General features: G+C 51.4%; 21 protein-coding genes and 1 riboswitch. Of the genes, 5 read left to right on the top strand and 16 right to left on the bottom strand.

Annotation, left to right across the window (positions count from 1 at the left end; translation table 11 throughout):
- Positions 1–108 precede the first annotated feature (108 nt).
- Both WKI47_RS19710 and WKI47_RS19705 read left to right on the top strand, forming a co-directional pair.
- A complete protein-coding gene (locus tag WKI47_RS19710) occupies positions 109–270 on the top strand; it encodes a helix-turn-helix transcriptional regulator (protein WP_340228890.1) in 162 nt (53 codons plus the stop codon).
- Between the two features lie 3 nt (positions 271–273).
- Entirely contained in the window at positions 274–528 is a 255-nt protein-coding gene (locus WKI47_RS19705) for a hypothetical protein (RefSeq protein WP_340228888.1), read from the top strand.
- A gap of 511 nt (positions 529–1,039) precedes the next feature.
- Here WKI47_RS19705 and WKI47_RS19700 read toward each other — a convergent pair.
- The 9 genes from WKI47_RS19700 to WKI47_RS19660 all read right to left on the bottom strand — a co-directional run bounded on the left by WKI47_RS19700 (position 1,040) and on the right by WKI47_RS19660 (position 8,629).
- Positions 1,040–1,933 carry a L,D-transpeptidase family protein gene (locus tag WKI47_RS19700; protein WP_425355491.1) on the bottom strand — a complete coding sequence of 298 codons (894 nt, stop codon included), beginning with the start codon at positions 1,931–1,933 and terminating at the stop codon, positions 1,040–1,042.
- A gap of 307 nt (positions 1,934–2,240) precedes the next feature.
- Positions 2,241–2,792 carry a hypothetical protein gene (locus tag WKI47_RS19695; protein WP_340228887.1) on the bottom strand — a complete coding sequence of 184 codons (552 nt, stop codon included), beginning with the start codon at positions 2,790–2,792 and terminating at the stop codon, positions 2,241–2,243.
- An 80-nt stretch (positions 2,793–2,872) separates the two neighbouring features.
- On the bottom strand, positions 2,873–3,718 hold the full coding sequence (locus WKI47_RS19690) for an undecaprenyl-diphosphate phosphatase (RefSeq protein ID WP_340228886.1): 846 nt from the start codon (positions 3,716–3,718) through the stop codon (positions 2,873–2,875).
- A 152-nt stretch (positions 3,719–3,870) separates the two neighbouring features.
- A complete protein-coding gene (locus tag WKI47_RS19685) occupies positions 3,871–4,587 on the bottom strand; it encodes a hypothetical protein (protein WP_340228885.1) in 717 nt (238 codons plus the stop codon).
- A gap of 22 nt (positions 4,588–4,609) precedes the next feature.
- Entirely contained in the window at positions 4,610–5,278 is a 669-nt protein-coding gene (locus WKI47_RS19680) for a deoxynucleoside kinase (protein ID WP_340228884.1), read from the bottom strand.
- Positions 5,279–5,350: 72 nt separating this feature from the next.
- Positions 5,351–5,989 carry a deoxynucleoside kinase gene (locus tag WKI47_RS19675; RefSeq protein ID WP_340228883.1) on the bottom strand — a complete coding sequence of 213 codons (639 nt, stop codon included), beginning with the start codon at positions 5,987–5,989 and terminating at the stop codon, positions 5,351–5,353.
- Between the two features lie 523 nt (positions 5,990–6,512).
- A complete protein-coding gene (locus WKI47_RS19670; protein WP_340228882.1) occupies positions 6,513–7,199 on the bottom strand; it encodes a Na-translocating system protein MpsC family protein in 687 nt (228 codons plus the stop codon).
- Between the two features lie 229 nt (positions 7,200–7,428).
- Positions 7,429–7,830: a response regulator gene (locus tag WKI47_RS19665; RefSeq protein WP_340228881.1), complete on the bottom strand. Its 402-nt coding sequence runs from the start codon at positions 7,828–7,830 to the stop codon at positions 7,429–7,431.
- 121 nt (positions 7,831–7,951) lie between these two features.
- Entirely contained in the window at positions 7,952–8,629 is a 678-nt protein-coding gene (locus WKI47_RS19660; RefSeq protein ID WP_340228880.1) for a Na-translocating system protein MpsC family protein, read from the bottom strand.
- A 228-nt stretch (positions 8,630–8,857) separates the two neighbouring features.
- Between WKI47_RS19660 and WKI47_RS19655 the strand changes: the two genes are divergently transcribed.
- Positions 8,858–9,058, top strand: a complete 201-nt coding sequence (locus WKI47_RS19655) for a hypothetical protein (RefSeq protein ID WP_340228879.1) — start codon at positions 8,858–8,860, stop codon at positions 9,056–9,058.
- Between the two features lie 170 nt (positions 9,059–9,228).
- Positions 9,229–11,178 (top strand): AraC family transcriptional regulator, encoded by a 1,950-nt coding sequence (locus WKI47_RS19650; RefSeq protein WP_340228878.1) that lies wholly within the window; start codon positions 9,229–9,231, stop codon positions 11,176–11,178.
- Positions 11,179–11,302: 124 nt separating this feature from the next.
- On the opposite strand, the gene WKI47_RS19645 is transcribed toward WKI47_RS19650, so the two are convergent.
- From WKI47_RS19645 to WKI47_RS19615, 7 genes are all read right to left on the bottom strand, one after another.
- Positions 11,303–13,297, bottom strand: a complete 1,995-nt coding sequence (locus WKI47_RS19645) for a helix-hairpin-helix domain-containing protein (RefSeq protein WP_340228877.1) — start codon at positions 13,295–13,297, stop codon at positions 11,303–11,305.
- Positions 13,294–14,082 carry a PP2C family serine/threonine-protein phosphatase gene (locus tag WKI47_RS19640; protein ID WP_340228876.1) on the bottom strand — a complete coding sequence of 263 codons (789 nt, stop codon included), beginning with the start codon at positions 14,080–14,082 and terminating at the stop codon, positions 13,294–13,296. Before WKI47_RS19640 ends, WKI47_RS19645 begins: the two co-directional genes overlap by 4 nt.
- A complete protein-coding gene (locus WKI47_RS19635) occupies positions 14,082–14,753 on the bottom strand; it encodes a vWA domain-containing protein (protein ID WP_340228875.1) in 672 nt (223 codons plus the stop codon). Before WKI47_RS19635 ends, WKI47_RS19640 begins: the two co-directional genes overlap by 1 nt.
- Positions 14,754–14,851: 98 nt before the next feature.
- On the bottom strand, positions 14,852–15,559 hold the full coding sequence (locus tag WKI47_RS19630) for a pseudouridine synthase (protein WP_340228874.1): 708 nt from the start codon (positions 15,557–15,559) through the stop codon (positions 14,852–14,854).
- 302 nt (positions 15,560–15,861) lie between these two features.
- On the bottom strand, positions 15,862–16,149 hold the full coding sequence (locus tag WKI47_RS19625) for a NifU N-terminal domain-containing protein (protein ID WP_340228873.1): 288 nt from the start codon (positions 16,147–16,149) through the stop codon (positions 15,862–15,864).
- A gap of 64 nt (positions 16,150–16,213) precedes the next feature.
- The gene (locus tag WKI47_RS19620) at positions 16,214–16,711 is read right to left on the bottom strand and encodes a CYTH domain-containing protein (RefSeq protein ID WP_340228872.1); all 498 of its coding nucleotides are present in this window, start codon (positions 16,709–16,711) and stop codon (positions 16,214–16,216) included.
- A gap of 202 nt (positions 16,712–16,913) precedes the next feature.
- On the bottom strand, positions 16,914–17,069 hold the full coding sequence (locus WKI47_RS19615) for an aspartyl-phosphate phosphatase Spo0E family protein (RefSeq protein ID WP_340228871.1): 156 nt from the start codon (positions 17,067–17,069) through the stop codon (positions 16,914–16,916).
- Positions 17,070–17,433: 364 nt separating this feature from the next.
- Positions 17,434–17,573: riboswitch (cyclic di-AMP (ydaO/yuaA leader) on the top strand.
- Position 17,574: 1 nt separating this feature from the next.
- Between WKI47_RS19615 and WKI47_RS19610 the strand changes: the two genes are divergently transcribed.
- On the top strand, positions 17,575–18,045 hold the full coding sequence (locus tag WKI47_RS19610) for a C40 family peptidase (protein ID WP_340228870.1): 471 nt from the start codon (positions 17,575–17,577) through the stop codon (positions 18,043–18,045).
- The last annotated feature ends 411 nt before the right edge of the window (positions 18,046–18,456 follow it).

The raw sequence follows: 18,456 nt of genomic DNA, 5'->3' as shown, positions 1-18,456 counted from the left end.
ACTCTGTATCAGGTCAAATAGTGGGTTTACGTTTGGCCGAAACGCACACGGGTCTAGTGCGTTTCGGACGAGCGTAACCTTACCTTCTATTGATACAGAGTACTAGGCCTGTCTCAGGGACGCCTAGCCGAACTATGCGACGTCAGCCGCCAAACGATCAACGCAATCGAAAACGACAAATACGATCCGAGCCTTCAACTTGCTTTCGATCTTGCACGGAACCTTGGACTCACCGTGGAGCAATGCTTCATTCCCGAAAGGAAGGACTAAACAATGACCACCAAACGTATAATGAGTTGGATTGCCGGAACAGCCGCCGTCATCATTACCAGCTATACGCTCTACAAAATCTTCTCGGGACAGCCTACTGGCTTTAACGAAATACTCGCGATCGGTTCAACCCTGATGCTCTTCTTCAGCGCCGCCACTTGGGGACATAAAGGCGAAGACAGCGGCGTCCGTCAAGACGAAGAGCTAGGTAAGCGTATCTCCGAAAAAAGCGGCATGATCGGCTACTACATCCTATGATCGAATTCACGCAAGTTCGGAAATATAGACAAGCTAACCTTTCAAAATAAAACACCCGAAGCCACACGCTCACCAAAATAACTGCATATATCCATTTGTTCTTCCACGTACTCTTTGCCTCAAAAAATTAAATACATATATACAGTTAATTAACGAAAATACGCCCAAAAACACAACAACGAGCCTCATTAACTGTATATATGTACTTATCCTTCGCCATTCTTTCCAATCTCCCTGAAATAACTGTACATATCCATCTAATCAAAAAAGCCCCGCCCCACCGAAGTGGGAAGCGGGACTTTTGATGTTCGTTCACACATCGGAATCCAATTTAGGGCGACTGCCCTAAATCGAACTTCCGCTCTTACCAACCAGAGAATGTCATTCTCTAGCCGAAGTCCTAGCGTAGCGGAGGGAAAAACTCAGGTTAAGTCGCCTTTGAGCCCGGAAAGCCGGAGGCTTTCCGGACGAGACAGCGACTTGACCGAGTTTCTCCCGCAGCGCAGCGCCCTTACTTCGGCGCAATCAGAGAAACAACGTTCTCTTTCCCATACCATTTTACCGTATAGCCCGACAGCTTCGACACGTCGCGCAGCGGGATGTACAGTTTGTTGCCGACGAAGCGGGAAGCGGTCATGTCCACCGACTTGCCGTTGACTTTCGCCGTTTTGGACTTGGCTTTGTGCACGATCGTTTTATTGCCGACCGTTGCCGTAACCGTCATGTTCGAAGCGTTCCAGTTTACCGTTCCGCCCAGCATCTGGAAGCCTTCGCGCAGCGGCACGTAAAGCGTGGAATTGATGTTCATGATCTTGTCGTCCATCGTTTGCAGCTTGCCGTTCACGAACACGCTGCCCGTGAATTCGCCGTTGCCGCTAACCGTGTAGCCGTTGTTGGCCGCGATTTGTTCGAAACTCAGGCTGGACGTCGTGATGACCGCGTAAGTGCCTTTGTCGACCTGATCGAACAACCAGCGAATCTCGTCGTTGTGCATCCGAATACAGCCCGCGCTCACGTAGTTGCCGATCGAATTTTCGTTGTTGTTGCCGTGGATCGCGTAAGTCGTGCCGTAGGTGCTGCCGACTTCAAGGCCGAGCCAACGGTCGCCCAGCGGGTTTTTTGGGTCGCCGCCCGCGATATTGTCTTTGTAGTAAGGGCGGTTTTTGATTTTATTGACGATCTTGAATTTGCCTTCCGGTGTCAAATCGTTCGTTCTGCCCGTTCCTACGGAGAACGTGGAGTTCAACTTGCCGTTATCGAAAAAGGCCAATTGGTTTGTTTTTTTGTTGATGATAATCAGTTGTCCCGTGCTTTCGGCAGCCTGCGCGGCTCCCGCAAAAGAAAAGCTTCCTACGAACAGAGCCAGTAAAGTCAGCGCCGCCATCCATCTTTTTAAATTTTTCATGATGATCCCCTTCCTGGTGCGTCATGCGCGATAAGCGATTTTTTGCTCGGACGCTATTCTTTACTTTAGACGTTAGCTATACGGAACAAGTTGCATAATTTCGTTATTTTTTGATTCATATGCTCATATGTTCACGGTTCGACGAACGTCCTCGTTCTATTTTACCCGAAACTAAACCGCTTGCTATTGTTTTGTGCAAAAGCGTCAAAACTGTATCTTTTCTCGCATGTCCCGCCCGCTGTAATCCTAATTTTAGAGATTCCTTATTTCGAAAAGGCCGCTGAATTGTATCCGAATCGTAAACATTTTATCGAAACCATTCGCGGAATTGCTCGGCGATTGGCTTCCACACTTCCTTTTTCAGCCAAGATAACGGAGGCAAAATGACGGTTCGCCACAGCCAACGCAGCGGACGAACCACGAGAAAACGCCATACGGCTGCCAAAGCTTTTCCGATCCATACCACCACGATCTCGCAAGCACGCAGCACCGGCTTCAAAATCTGCACGTAAAATCCTCTTAGGACATACACCCAGAGAAAACGTAGCGGGATATAGACGATATAGTAGAAAAACGGATGCACGATCCCTTTCCATAAGAAAAGCAGCAGCGGTCTTAGCACGTTTTTCCATAGCCAGCGACCCGGAATCTCAAACACGTAACGCCATAGCGGTTCCAAGGCGATACGCCAGACCCATGCCGAGATCGGCATCACGATTCGCAGCATCAGCCAGGACGTTATCGGCTCAACCACCTGATTCCATAACCAGCCGAGTACCGTTTGGATCAGATAGATCGGAAAGTACAGCACGAACACGAAGCCTTTGAGCAGATTTTTTAGCAGATGGGTGACCGTCATGCACTCCCTCTCCTTTCCGATATGAAAAAGCCCGTACGGCAGCAAGCCGTACGGACTTCAATTATACCTCTACCCGTCGATCAGAACCAAACCAGATAGATGATTGCCGCCAGCACGATCCGGTAGATCGCGAAGGGAATCAGTTTGACGCGGTTGATCAGTTTCAGGAAGAAACGGATCGAGATGATGGCAAACACGAAAGCGCTAATGAACCCGACGATGAAGTACGGCAGCGCGTCCATCGTAAAGTACTCCCAGTTTTTCACGATAAACAGCAAGCTTGCGCCCGCCATGATCGGTACGGCCATGATAAACGTGAAATCGGCGGAAGCGCGGTGGCTCATCCCGACCAGTACGCCGCCGGAGATCGTCGCGCCGGAGCGCGAAAAGCCCGGCCATAGCGACAGGCATTGGAACAGTCCCATCGATAACGCTTTGCCGTATGTAATCTCGTCTACATTCTCGATCACCCGGCGGTTCGAGCGGCGCATCACGAGGTCGGCCGCGATCATCAGGACCGCTCCCGCCACAAGCGCACATAGCACCGTGCGGATCGAGAACAGATGTTCGTCGATATAATCGTCGAACAGCAGACCCAGTACGGCCGCAGGCAGCAGACCGATAAAGATATGCAGCAGGTTCAGCTTGGGGGTTCCTTTGGGAGCGCCGGAATGACGTCCTTTTAACCCGAGCAGTTCATAGAACTTTTCCCGGAACAAAATAACGACCGCCAAAATCGAACCCAACTGGATCACGACCTTAAACGTGTTGGCCACGTAAGGGGAACCCAAAAACTCTTCTGACTTCAACCATAGATCGTCGACGATAATCATATGCCCGGTCGAAGACACCGGCGCAAATTCCGTCATCCCTTCGACGAAGCCCAGAATCAGCGATTTAAATAACGAAAATAAATCCCAATCCACTCTCTCACGCCTCTCCACTTTCTTTTGTCTGATTCAACTCATCTTAGCACGGCGGCAGCGTAAGAAACCAGCGTACGTCCAAGAGACCGAAAGCTGCGATTTCTCCGGTTTCCGGTTCCGTTTTGCCAAGGCCGACGAGATCGTTCGCCTCTTTACTTCGCGTACTCCAGCAGCGCGGTTGCCGCACGTAGACGAAGCTCGGAATCATCGCTGCGAAGCATGTCGCGCAAGACACCAATCGCTTCTTGAACCGTCTCCTCGTCCACCTGTACACTCAATCGTTCCGCTGCATACGCATTCGAATGATCCGCAGACCGTACAGTGTCCGCACCGTTCGAGGCGTTTTCCGTTGCATGCGCAAGACCGGGCACGATCCCTCCGGGCGATTGCGCCGCGAACAGCTCCAAACCGGCCAGATCGACAGGTAAAGGGAAACAAGCGATAGGCTCGCCTTCTGCTCCGATTGTTCGGGAAACGAAATCCCGCAGCAACGGGTTCAACGCGGATTCCGGCAGCACGCCCAGCCAGGTCACACCTCTTCTATGGCAGGTCGCTTCCTCCGGGCTGTCGTAGTCGTCTCGATAATAGTAGTCACCGAGATCGCCCAACCACACATTCCCATGAGTCAAAATGACGATATAATCGCCGTCGTCCATGCCATGTAAAAAAGCGTCCACATCTGCGGCGGCATGCCGTAATCCGGTCCCTTCATATCCATACACCTCATTAAGCCGCTTAGAAACCTCCGCTTGATCCGCATGTTCAAGATTCCCTATGCCCGGATATCCCATGCTGACAAAACAGTCGCGCAAAAAGTCTTCCATACGGCTTCGTTCCTGCACAAACGGCGAGATTCGAAACAGCTTCATGACCGCCACCTCCGCTAATGAATTAGACGTTCAAGCTTGCTTTGGCCCTGCGCGATTCTTGAACGGCGACTCCGATTCTGGAAACGATATCGTCCAGCGAAGAAGGATCGTTGACGTCGTACTCGTCAATGTTCAGACGCAGCACCGGACAAGCGTCGAAGCTGCCGATCCAATCCGCGTAACGTCCGTGCATTTTTTCCCAATACGTCACTTCGGTCTGAATCTCCATCTCGCGGCCACGTTCCGTGATGCGTCCGAGAATAGACGGCAGGCTGCCTTCCAAATAAATAAGAACGTCCGGATGAGGGAAGTAAGGCGTCATGACCATGGCTTCGAACAAGCTGGAATACGTCTCGTAATCGACCGCGGACATTGTGCCTTGATCGGCGTGCATTTTGGCGAAAATCCCGGTATCTTCGTAAATCGAGCGATCCTGCACAAAGCCGCCGCCCGCTTCGAAAATCGCTTTTTGTTCTTTGAAGCGCTCGGCGAGGAAATAAATTTGCAAATGGAAGCTCCAACGCTCGAAATCGTGGTAGAACTTTTCCAGGTAAGGATTATGGTCAACCTTTTCCAGCGAGGTCTGGAATCCGAGGCGCTGTGCAAGAGCAGCGGTAAGCGTCGATTTGCCAACGCCGACTGTGCCGGCTACCGTGATCAGGGCATCGGCGGGAATAGGGATTTGTGTCATTGTTAAAGTCAGACTCCTTCTGTTTGAATAACTTAAAATAGGTTTTGCTTTCGGTAAAAGGCAAACCGGCGATCAGCGGGGATGGCCGCTGGCGATGCGGGATTTTACCTGTGCGACGATATCGGCGAAGTGCTCCGGATCGGCCACGAAGTCCATGGAATCCCCGTCAACCGTAATAATAGTCGTTTCCGGCTCGGTTATCGCAAGCGAAGACATCGCCGATTCGTAATCTTCGATCAACTGCTCCAGGTAAGCATGATCCATATCCTGTTCGAACGACCGTCCGCGCTTGGCGATCCGGGCGAGCAGCGTCTCCAGGCTGGCTTTGATATAAACGATAATATCCGGCTTCGCCAGATCATCCGTCAACACATGATAGATCTGCCGATATTTCTCGCGTTCGCGCCCTTTGAGCGTGCGTTCGGAGAAGATCAGGTTTTTGTAAATATGATAATCCGACACGACAGGCTGACCTTGCCGGATCAACTTGGATTCGGTATCGCCGAGCTGCTTGTACCGATTGCACAGAAAGAACATTTCAAGCTGAAAACTCCACTCGTCCAGATTCTGATAGAACCTTTCCATAAACGGATTTTCCTCGACGATTTCTTTGAGCAAAGGCATATTCAACTCCGCGGCCAACATCGAAGCCAGCGTCGTCTTGCCCGCCCCGATCGCCCCTTCGACCGCGATAAAAGGAACTTGATTCATAAAAAACCCTCCTGCCTCCGCTACCGCCTTGTCATGTATCTCGACCGCGGCTTTCATTTCGAACAAATAAGGCGTCTAGCCAATGCTTCGGCTTCAAACACCGTACAACATTGTATCACAGCGCCTCCAAAATCGGATAACCAAATCACAAAACCAAAAAAGACCCTTACGGGTCTGAATCGAGTCGGAAAGATCCTTTTCGCTTGGGAAGATCGGCCGGCTGCGGGAGAAAATTCGTTCATACCGAATTTTTTTCTCCGCCTCCCTCTTCGCAAACAATCAAATCTTTCCACCTCTTTGCTTCAACTATCAAAGCCCTTTTTTTCCTACATAAAAAAGAATTTCCCGTTCGCTTTTCGGGCGCATCAGCGGAGGGGGAGATTCAGTGAAGGAGTGTTAACGTTCGCCTTTGCATTTGGGAAGCTTCCTTTATAAAATCCTATCCAGCTTCCCAAATGCAACACGCGACCGAAACGAATCTCCCCCGCAGCGCCTCGGCGCACAACACCCCCGAACAGGATTTTCATCTCCCGAACCGACATACGATCGCACTATCGTCGCGCCCGAAGTCCCAATCGATAAACAACTCGCTCATCGTCCGTCCAAGCGAAGCTCCGATCTTGGCGTCTTGCCAGAGCAGCTCTTTTTCCAGCTTGCGCTTGGCCGTTTTCAAAATATCGGAGTGTCCCAGATCGTGGAATTCCTTTTCAAGCAAAATCACGATGCCTTTACGGAACACGAGCAGCGTATCCGGATCGATCCACCAAGACAGAATCAGGCTCGGCGTGGTTTGAACTTTTGCCAGCAACCCGGAGATCTGCGCATGCACGGAATCCCGCCCCGGATAATCTTGCGCGGCTTGCAGGATTTCGGACTCGTTCCGGGTTAATCCGACGATCACTCCCGAAGCCTTTTGAACATTCCAATCGTAAAAAAAATTCATCGGCGCAAGTCCAAGCTCTTGTTCGAAAAAAGTCTGGATATCCGGGATCAGCGACTTCATCAACAATTCCCGGGTATACCGAAAAGTCTTCTCGTCTTCCCGGGCAAGCAATTCGTCTTCGACCGGATTGGTGAAGCGATTCAGCGTAATCACGATACTATGGTTATCCAGCGAAATGTTCAGCGCTTCGGGCCCCTTACCGAAACGGGCTCTGAGCATTTTGCCGACAAACCCTGTAATCGATTGTACGATTTCTTGTTTTTCCATGGTTCAAACACCCGCATTCGTTTTACGAAGATATACCCAACGTTCAAAATCGGTTCCCTTCCCAACCCTATACGAGTTGGCAAGGTACTTGCGACACAGACGAATTCAATCCACGCTGCGAATCGTGATGTCGGGCACACTCGGTTACGGCAGTCTGGCAGAACGTGAGCATTCAACGCCATTATACGCCGATAGGCTCGTATAATCGACTGCTTGTACGTTGCCGGATCTAAAGGTGCTGATTTTCTGTGTTCAGCAGGCTTTCCCTGATTTGGCGAACAAAATTTTCCATAGTCAACGGTTTTTTTAAATACTTTTGAAATCCCGCTTCAAGTCCTCGCTGTACATCGTCATTCAGTGCGCTGGCACTGATTGCCCATATTGGAATCATCGCTGTATTCGGATCGGAATGTAAACGTTCAATTCCTTCGTACCCGTCCATGCCGGGCAACTGAATATCCATGAGGATCAGGCTCGGCCGATGCAGATCCATAAGCGTAATGCCTTCTTCCATCGTGACGGCTTCCAGCAATTGGAGTTCAGGCAGTTTTTTTCTGAAAATATGACGCATGAGCAGCATACTGGAGCGATCGTCTTCGATGTAGAGCACATATTCCGCATTTTCCCGCATTTCGACCATCCTTTCCGCATAAAAATAGGCCGAAGAAGAGGTGCGCACACCTCTTCTTCGGCCCGGTTAATCAGCGCATCCCGAAGGAGTCTGAACCGTTACCGATCCTATTCATTAGGCACTATTCCTCAAATATGTAAATGACGATGCTGCGATCGAGATTGAAGTCCCAATCCGCATATAGATCCGTCAGCTTCTTGCTCAAAATAATTCCCGCATCCGCATCCTGTTCCAGCATGCGCTTTTCCAGTCTTCGCTTAGCCGCTTTCAACACTTCCGTATAACCAAGCTCGACCATTTCCTTTTCCAGCAGTACGGTTATACCCTGTCGAAAGACGGCGAGCATCCGGGGATTGACCCACCAGGAATCGATATGTTCCGGAACCTTTTGAATCGCAGCCGTCACTTCGATCACTTTCTCGTGAAGATCTGCTTTACCCGGGTAATCAGGCGAGTGTGCAGGCTTGGGGTCGAACATTCCGATAATCGCGCCCGACGCGTTATGCACGCCCCAGTCGTAATAAAATTCGGATACGTTCATACCGGTATGATCCCGCAAAAAATCAGTTAATTCCGGCAGCAGCGACTCCATCAGAAGTTCGCGCGTATAGCGGAATGCTTTCTCTTCTTCCTGCGTGAGCAAAAACTTTTCGACCGGTCCCATGAAATTGCGTAAATGGAACACGATACATCGCTCGCTCAGGAAAACGCTCACGGATTCGGGGCCTTTACCGAAGCGCGTTCTCAGCAACTTTCCGACGTAACTCGTCACCAGGCTGATTGTTTCTTTTTCAGTCATGAATAACACCGGCCCAGCTTATCAGGATATGCCCAGAATTCGGACACATCGGCTCTACGACCCAATAATGAGGCAGCCGAATATGAGCATTCCAATCAAGTATACTGTAACTTGCTTTAATATGCGATAGCAAAATGTGGGAAATTTAAAATCACAAACACGGACTAAAGACGCATAGGCACTCTTGCCGCCGAAGACCGAACAGATTTAAAACAGAAGCAAAGAAAATTGAACGCAGAAAATCATTTCAAACGGGTCAGTACAAACAATCCTGAAGCGGAACGCAATATTTTGCAACGGTTGGGCAGCGTAACAAAAATCCATTGGTGGCAAGAACGTTACAACTCTACGATTCTCAAAGTATCGGCCGCAACCGGAACGCCTTTGATCGATGTACGCGGTGCTTTTTTGGAACATCCCGATTTGTGACAAAATATTGGATTTTTTACGGACCGATTACAACCATCTGCTGCATACTCGATACACGCTCTCCACAATTCCCCTAAATACCTATGCAAAAAAATGAACGGCACGGCTGTCAAAATCATATATAATAATGATTATCAATTTCATTTAAAGGATAGGCAAGGAGGGCAAAAGTGATCAGCTCCCATAAATCTCAAACGACTTTTACGCAGGAAATCCTGACCGAGTCGATTCAACATTGGACACGCGCGTCTGTATCTTTGCTCGACATCAGACACGAGACGCTGCCTGCCGGACATTCGGCTATCGAATATTGTTCTCCTGCCGGCCTATTCGCCTTCTCGTACGGAGGCTCGGCAGATGTCAGCTTGGGCGGACAACGGTACGGCATCGAGCGCTTCGGTCTTTTTCATACAAGCAAAGGCAACTCCTTATCGATCAGCCCCGGCGAGTCCGATATCGGCTTATACAAAATTTTGTATCGTGCGGAGGCGCCAACCTTCCGCAACAAAAGCTTCAAGAACGGTTCCGTCGGCGCTCCGTTTCGGGAATCGTATGGCTTTGAACCGAGCGATCCTCTTTTTTTTGCCGAACATCTCCAACATATGCGCGCTCGCTGGATCTCGGGTGAGCCGCTTGACCTTTTATATGGAAAAACAGCTTTGCACCAGCTTGTATATCGGGTCTACGAAGAGTTGGAACGGGGCGATATTCGGCGACTTGAACCTGATCCCGTGTCCATGGCCAAGCATTATCTCGATACGCACTACCGCGAGCCCGTTTCCCTGCGAACCGTCGCGGATTCCGTTCATGTCAGCGCCAGCAGCTTAAGCCGCTTGTTCCGCAAGCAGGAAGGCGTATCGCCGCAGGAATATCTGATTCGCAAAAGGATTTCGGCGGCGAAGGAGCTGCTGCAAAGCACCAACGCAACGCTCAGGGAAATTGCTAGCCACTGCGGTTTTTCCGACGAGTTCCATCTGATCAAAACGTTCAAGGGAGCGCTCCGGATGACGCCAGGCGATTACCGGAAACTCCGTTCAACCGAGATGCGCGATTTGTCCATGTCCGTTCCCGGCTCCGTCCCCTATGCTAGATGGAATGATTTACATTCACATACAGAAGGGGATTATGCCATGTTTGCTGCACCAAAAGGAAAAATGATGCTCGCGGTGCTTGGATTGACGCTGCTGTTATCCGCCTGCTCGCCGTCCACCACGTCTACTACGGGAGCAGCGGGATCGAGCGGAACAGCTAGCAGCGAAAATTCGCTTTCTTCCGCAACGGCTGCATCGACAGCGCCTGCCGAAACCACACGCGAATTCCAACATACCGGAGGTACAACCGAAGTTCCGACCGCACCGAAGCGGATCGTGACCGATTGGTTTTACGGGGAGCTGTTGACGCTTGGGATCCGGCCTATTGCCTATCCTGAATATCTGCTGAGCGAATATCCGTATGTCGAGAGCGAAGGTACCGAAGGTCTTGGCGAGTCTATGGAACAGGTCATCGGACTTGAGCCGGACCTGATCATCTCCGTTTGGGACGAGAGCTACCAGCAGTTCGCCAAAATCGCGCCGTCTGTCCTGTTCAAATCCGATATGCCGCTGGCCGAACGAATGAAAACGCTGGGCGACCTGGTCGGACGTCAAAAAGAAGCGCAAGACTGGCAGGTTGCGTTCGAAGCGAAGGTGGAGGAAGCCAAAACCAACTTGCAGCAGAAGATGGCGCCGGACACGAGCGTGACCATTTTGAGCATTTTCCAAAAAGAAGTGAAGGTGCACGGGAAACGCAATACGGGAGCGGAAGTCGTGTACAAAACGCTTGGCGTTCCTGCTCCGAAAGCCGTCGAAGAACTGTTTGCCGATACGGAAGACTGGAACAAAACCGTCTCGCTCGAAGCGCTGCCGGATTTGGCGGGAACCGATATCATTTTGACCACCTACGATCCCGAAGGCACCGGACAGCAACGGCTCAAGGAATTGAAAGAAAGCGAAGTCTGGAAAGACCTCGACGCCGTCAAAAACGGTCGGGTACACGAAGTGGATTATTATGACCTGTTCTATGAAGATCCGATCGCCGTGGAGAACCAGATCGAGATGATTACGAACATGCTGACCGAATAAACATACAGATCGAAAATCTTCCTTGTAAACGAAAAACCGCGAACTCACGACAAGCCCGTATCGGACTTTGATGAGTTCGCGGTTTTTGAGTGGGTCGTTCACTTGAGTCGATTCCTTTTTATATTCATAAAGCCTTAACGTCAAATTCGGCCTGCGCCAACGCGCGTGCCGTCCCTCCGGCTTCTCTCAGAGCGGCCTCCTGCCGGGATCGGATTCCCGCCGAGAGGCGCGTCAGCTCGGAAGCCCCGATGCTCAATCTGCGTTCCAAATCGCGTGTACGGGTTTCAACCGCACGCTCCACAGCGAGGATCTCGGCTTGAGGAACTTGCCCCGCTTTCGGATCGAAAACAAATCGGCGCTCGATCCGATCCCGCCAGGCAAGCAGCATCCGGGTGTTGGCCGGGCCGAAGCCCGGAACGCGAGCCAGACGGTGCGTCTCCACTTCCAGCGCCGTCTCGATCCCGAACAGCGCCAGAGAAGCTTTCCGTCCCGGTCCGATTCCGTCCAGTTGAGCCTGTTCAATCCGATGGCGGCGCAAATGGATCTGCATCTGGCCGCTGCGCTGCTTGGTTTCCAGACGACGCAGCTCCGTCGCTTTGAAGCCTTCCAGGTCCATATATTCACGTTTGGCTTGTTCCAACTCCTGAAGCTTGCCCGTGAATGGAGCAAGGCGGCTGGCTTCCGCATAACGGCGGGATAATTCTTTCCAGTGCTCACGCAACCGGTCACGCTCTTCGCTCCGGGCCGAGCGCAGCGACCGTCGCCCGGTTCCCGCGATCCATAACAGCAAGTTGATTCCCGCCAGACTCCCCGCCGTGATCATCCAAAATCCAGGCAAGAAAATCCATGCCCCTGCCGCTGCCAACAAGGATACCACCGAGAGTGCGCCCCGCCATTTGCGCCGTCTGAGGTACGTCGCCACGGGAGCGGAGGGTTCCGCCGCAAGCGTCGAAGGCTCGGGCAATGTCCGAGCCGGAGCCGGAGTCGGCACGCGTTGAATTTGCGCCCAGATCTGATGCAGTTGGAATCCGGCTGCCGGATCGGCAGCGCCGCCAGAACCTGCGCCGCCGCTTGTTCCGGTCTGGAAAGCCGTGCGCTGCGCAGGATCGGCTGGACGGAACAACAGTCCGCCCGTAGCGGCCTCCATCGCACACCACGGACAACCTCCCGCCTGCGCCGGATACTGATGACCCGGATTGCGGGGGCAAGAGATCAGTCCTCCGCCCATCTCTTGCAGTGCGGCAATCCATTCCTGCGCGCCGGGTCTGGCCGTCATATGTTCTTGCGCAAAAGCGCGCTCGAACAAGCTTTGCACCGCGGGCGGCAAAACCTTCAACGGCAGCGCGCCCGGCGGCGGCTGCATTTGCTTGACAGCCGAAGTCGCGCCGTAAGCAAACCGGAATTCGCGAATGGCCCGTTCGATCGGCATATCGCCTGCGCCTGAATATTTTCCGGCAAACGGATGACGTCCCATAAACAGAAGCATGAAGATAAATACGGCCAGCCCGAAATTATCGTGATTGCGGCTGCGCACAACCCCCCGGAAAGACGTTACTCCCTGAAGTTCCGGCGGCATATACATAGGAATGCCCACGTCGCAGCCGAATCTCGTCCCTCCCGACTTCACCTGAAAGCTATCGCAATCCAGCATCAGAATCGTCGCCCGATCCGTGACGTAAAAGTTGCTGTGGTTGATATCTCCTACCACATGCCCCGCCTCGTGCACAGCGGCAAAAGCACGGGCCAGATTGGCCGCCGTATGTACCAGAAACGAATAGCCGGCCTGCGGAAACTCCGTCAAGCGGGTCTTGGGTCCATACAGCTTGTGGATCTCCTGCCCGCTCAAGCACGGCATCAAAAACCCGACCACGCGGCGGCTCGCATCGCGCATCACATCGACCGGCCAGACCGTAAAGCGCAGCAGCCGTTCCGTTTTCAGCCGCACCATCGCTTCGATCTTATCCTGCTTCTCTTTGGACAGCGGCTTGTGATACAGCTTGGCAACCAGATCGGAACGGCCTTCGATCTCGTATACCGAACCTTCGCCGCCCCGACCCAGCTCTCGGCCGAAACGCACCTCCACGCCACTTCCGTTTACGATCCGGGCCGCCCGCTTCATGATCGTTCTTCCCGAGACGTGATCGTAGTTGCCAACACCAAAGTCTTGTCGTCGTCCGTACGCTCGTTTACCCGCCCGGAATCAAGAAACGCACGCAGCGAGTCGTCATAACGGTCGTCTTGCGCCGTTTCCAGTTTTCTGAGCACCGAGAAGAAAGGACGGAAAAAAGGCTCATAAGCCGTTTTGGTCTGGTAATGCAGCGCCAAACGCTGAAGCCCGTCCGTAAATACGGCGACCTCCTTGTAGGAGCGGCCGACATGCGCGCTATATTGTAAAAATTTCTTTGCGCTGCTTTGCGTCGCGAAATACGTTGTATTTTCATATTCGCCTTGCTGAGGCCAGAATTCCCACATATAGACGCCCTCCTTCTCTGAACATACGATTGCGCCGTCCCCGATCTGAACGAATACCGCCGTGTCTCCACGGATTACAGCTGCCAAAAACGTACAAGCAAACTCACGGGAACGACAGCCTGCCTTCGCCGCTCGGGTTCGTACCGCCCGCTGAAAACGGCCGAGCCAAATCTCGCAGAATTCACGGCTCAGTTCTTCAACGCTTCCTCCGTTTTTCAGGTGACGCTCGACCGCCTCCGCAAACAACGAACAAGCCAGTTCCGATCCCTCGTCCGAACGCGAAGCGCTGCCTGCGCCGTCCGACGCGGCAGCGAGCAGCACTTCCGCTCCGTTCGAATCGATAAACGTCCGACAGACCGAAAAATCTTGGCAAGGCTTATCCGTCTTCGCATGCGAGGTGCCGCGTACGGAGGCATTTGCATACCGCCACATCAGATCAGTGCCCAGCCTTCGGGCGATGCCGGATTTTCCAACCGAATCTGATCGCCGGGCGTCGAATGCGAGACCGAATTCAGCGAGTTCGACAACCAGGAGAACAGATCGGCGAAACGCAACCCTTTGAGCTTCAAAGGCGCACGCGTCGCGATTTGGCTCAACACGTTCATATCCGCGTTTTCGACGCCGACGGCGAAGAACATAAACGACTTCGACGCTTCGCCTTCACGCACGAGCGAAGCCGCACGCTGCCAGTCATCCGTCGGTGCGCCGTCGGTAATCAGGAAAATCCACGGACGGTAATAGGAAACTCCGTTTTGCTTATATATGTTTTTGCGTTCTTCCAACATCGAGACCGCTTTTTCGATCGCCGCACCCATCGGCGTATTGCCGCTGGCTGTCAGCATCGGCGGATAAAAGTCATCCGGCGTTCCGAAATCGGATGTCGCCTGTACCGGTCCGAAGCTGACCACTGCCAACTCTACGCGTTTTACGGACATGCTATCGGTCATGAGCTCTTCCTTGAATGAAGAAAGCCCGCGGTTCAGCTGATCGATCGGCTGTCCACTCATCGAATACGAAGTGTCCAGCAATAAAATGCAGGGACATCTTGGTTCGGGATTTTCCGCAAATTCCGCGGCAAACGGTATCTGGTCGAATTCAAACATCGAAAACAGCCCCTTCACTTCTGTAATTGTAGCCTTTTTCACCACTTTACCACGTATCGTGCCGTTTGCGTCAGGTTATCTGGTCGGGTGCCGGAAAGTTACCCGGAAAACGTCTCCCCGCCTAACGTTTCCAGCAAGCCCTGCAGTTCCTCGGTTTCCAAATCCCTCCACTGTCCGATCTCCAGGCTGCCCAAGCGAATATTCATGATCCGCTCCCGCCGAAGCTCCAGAACCCGGTAGCCCAGTTCTTTGCACATCCGCCGGATCTGACGGTTGAGCCCCTGCGTGAGCACGATGCCAAAGACCCGCTCTGCAATGAGATACGTTCGGCAAGGAAGAGTCACCGTATTCATAATTTCCACACCCGCAGACATGCGTGTCAAAAATTCCTCGGTAACGGGCTTGTCGACCGTGACCGCATACTCCTTTTCATGCCCATGCTCCGCCCGCATCATCCGATTGACGATACTCCCGTCATTCGTCAGCAAGATCAACCCGTCGGAATCTTTATCCAGCCGTCCGATCGGAAAAATGCGCACCGGATAATTCACATAATCCGCAATATTGCCCGAAACGCCTTTTGCATGCGTACAAACGATTCCTCTAGGCTTATTGAGTGCCAGATAAACGGGAGCTTCTTTCCGCGGAATGTCCTGCCCGTCGATCTTCACGATATCGCCCACGTCCACTTCCGCGCCAGCCGCGCAAGTCTCCCCATTAACGGTAATCCGCCCCGCTGCGATCAACCGGTCCGTTTCCCTGCGCGAACAATACCCCGTTTCACTGATATACTTGTTGATCCGCACCGTTCTACCCACTTTCCGTCGAGCTTTCTTTCTATATATAGTAGTAACCGCCGCCTGCTTTATTAATCGTTTATTCTTTAAAAAGCGAAAGCGCCCCTGTGAAGGAGCGCTTGTTGTTCGAAATGTTCGATTTGAAGGCGAAGTCGAGACGCTGCGGGAAAAATTCGTTCAAGACGCTGTCTCACTCGGAAAAGTTGAATTGGATTTAAATAAGGAATTTTCCGAGTTCAAAGGCGTCTTTCACTGAATTTTTCCCTCCGCTAAGACTTCGCTACTCTCAATGAACAAGATTTTTAAAAGGGTTACGCGTAAACCTGACGGAACGCTTCCTCGACTTGCGGAATAATATCGTCCCAGCTCGCGTCGGGAAGTTTGCTTACCGTCACGAAGTCGCGCATGCCGAAAATGTTATCCACGCCGTCGATCGCGACGAGCGCTGCGGCAAGCGCATGATCTGTCGCTTCTCCGGCTTTTACGGATGTGCTTTTCGGACCTTCGAAAATTACGGAATCCGCTCCGATACGGACCGAATTCGGATTAGGCGTCTGTTGAACATGAATTTGAACTGCGATGATCCTCACCTCTTTCATAGATTGGCTTCATTGTAACATAGGCTCGCAGGCCGATGCAGGGATTGAAGCTACGAAATGCGCATTATGCCCGATTTTGCAGTTCTTTCCATACCTTTTTATTGCTATATTCGCGTTTTGAACTAATATCTTCGCCGAACCAATCCGGAGGTACGAAAGATTCTGCGTCTTCCATCGAATCAAATTCAACCTCGGCTACCGTCAGATTCAATTGATCGTATCGATCCAACTCCACCGTCAGGCCGTTCCACTCTCCGGTCGTACGCGTTTTGGTTAAAGGAACAGCGCCCGAAGCACGGAAAAGCTGTTCATAAATGCTTTCGGTAACGGAATATTCGATCTCTTCCCGGCTCATTCCGTTACCTTGCTTGAAGGTATGGGTATATTCGACCGCACCCGTATCTTCATCAACCAATCGCCGAACACGGACCTCCTGCTGCTCATCGAGCGCCAAATAAGTCTGATCGATCCGATGCTGCGAAAGGCGTTTAAAAGCACCCTGGGCAATCAGCTCGTCCGGCGTGCGATCCAACAAAAACTTGCGTTCGATTTCCGTTGCCATATGAATATCCTCCTTCGTTTCGAACCCGTCTTGCCTATCGTCTCCGTATAAAAGTTAGTATACCCCGAAAGCCGGCAAACCCGAAAGCGCGACGGCAAAAGAAGATTTTCAAAAACAAAAAAGCGTACAGAAAATCTGCACGCAGGAAGTCAGGATTTTTACAACGATTTAGCAAGCGTTTGCATAAAACGGGTTTGAGGGCTTAACTGTTTTTGTCGCGTTCGTATTCATTTAACCACTCGTCCAGCTTTTGCGATTGTACCAGAACCCGCTCATCCAAAAAACCGAATTCGTCCGCTAACTGGTGAAGAATCACTCGCTGGCGTTCCATCTCGTTTTGAATATCCTTGCTGTTCATCGCTACGCCCTCCCACGCTCGAATCCTCCATACCTTAAAATCGGTAAATTAGCGTCTCCCCGAGAGAGAAATGTTAAACATTTATTCAAATTTTTTTTGCAAAAACTCTTTTCGAATCGTTTAAATCTGCCGAAGAAATAAAAGGTTCAAGAATGCTTTTATCCTACATGAGTTGCAGAATCTGGGCAAAACTTGAATGTGGTTGAATCAATTGTAACAAATTTGCGCGTTTTTCCTAGTCTTAATTACAAATTTGTCACTTGTGTTTCATTTTCGTGTTATTATAGCCGTATAGGATAAAGAAGTTGCGTAAGAGGTTTGACAAATCAGCAGGCAATAAGGTAGAGTATCAATAGTTACAAAATCTTAATAAATGCCGAATTTCTTTTTTGCAAGAAAACGGGGGAACCATTGCGGGTGAATTATTCTTGTTCCAGAGGGAGTATAGGGAAATTCCTACCACCGAACCCTTAGCTAACTCCGTAGGCATCAGGGGGAAAAATTTTTGAAGAAGCTTGTTATTTCCGTATTGGGCGCAGCCATTGTATTTACTTCAGGGGCAGCAAGTACATATGCCGCCAGCTCGACACCAATCAATTCCGCAGTCAGTCAAGTATCAGGAACGCCTTATAAATACGGCGGTACAACCACAGCAGGTTTCGATTGTTCCGGATTCACCCGGTACATCTTCGACAAATTCGGTGTTACACTCGCACGCACGGCAGCAAGCCAGGCACAACAAGGCACTACCGTATCCAAATCGAATCTTCGTGTCGGCGATCTTGTCTTCTTTAACACGACAGGGCGCGGCATTTCCCATGTAGGCTTTTATGTAGGCAACGGCAAATTCGCCAATTCCTCCAGCAGCAAAGGTGTCAGCATCGCAAGCCTGTCCAACTCGTACTGGGCTAACCGCTACGTGACAGCCAAACGCGTGACGAGCGACTGGACATACGGTCAAATGACAGACAATTAATTTTCCCTTTTGATCTCAACTTAAAACTTTCCATTTACCCGTTCCTTTCGGCGCATGAGCCGAGGAACGGGTTTTATCGTTTTTCGGGTCGGACGTATCCGCTCTGTGTTGCCTGTATCCGACTCGACTTGCACCGATGCGGCGTGGCCTTCAGCCGCCAATTGACCCGCTTCCGTAAAAGCTTTTTTCTCTTTTTCTGATCAAAAGCTGCTTTCTCTAATAAAGACGTCTGAATTCGTTTTTTAGTTGCATTCCGAATCAACTTTTTTTATTTTTATTTTTTGGACTGTTTTTGTTATAGTAAAAGCAATCTTTCCAAAACGGGGTGAATCGGAGAATGTTCTGCCGCATCGTTCGAAGTAACTGAATTTCGGGCCGGATCAAAACGCGTACCGGCTATCCAGGGGGCAG

It is taken from the genome of Saccharibacillus sacchari, from assembly GCF_037722395.1.
Lineage (GTDB): Bacteria > Bacillota > Bacilli > Paenibacillales > Paenibacillaceae > Saccharibacillus > Saccharibacillus sacchari_A.
This window is presented reverse-complemented; position numbering and strand designations above follow the sequence as displayed.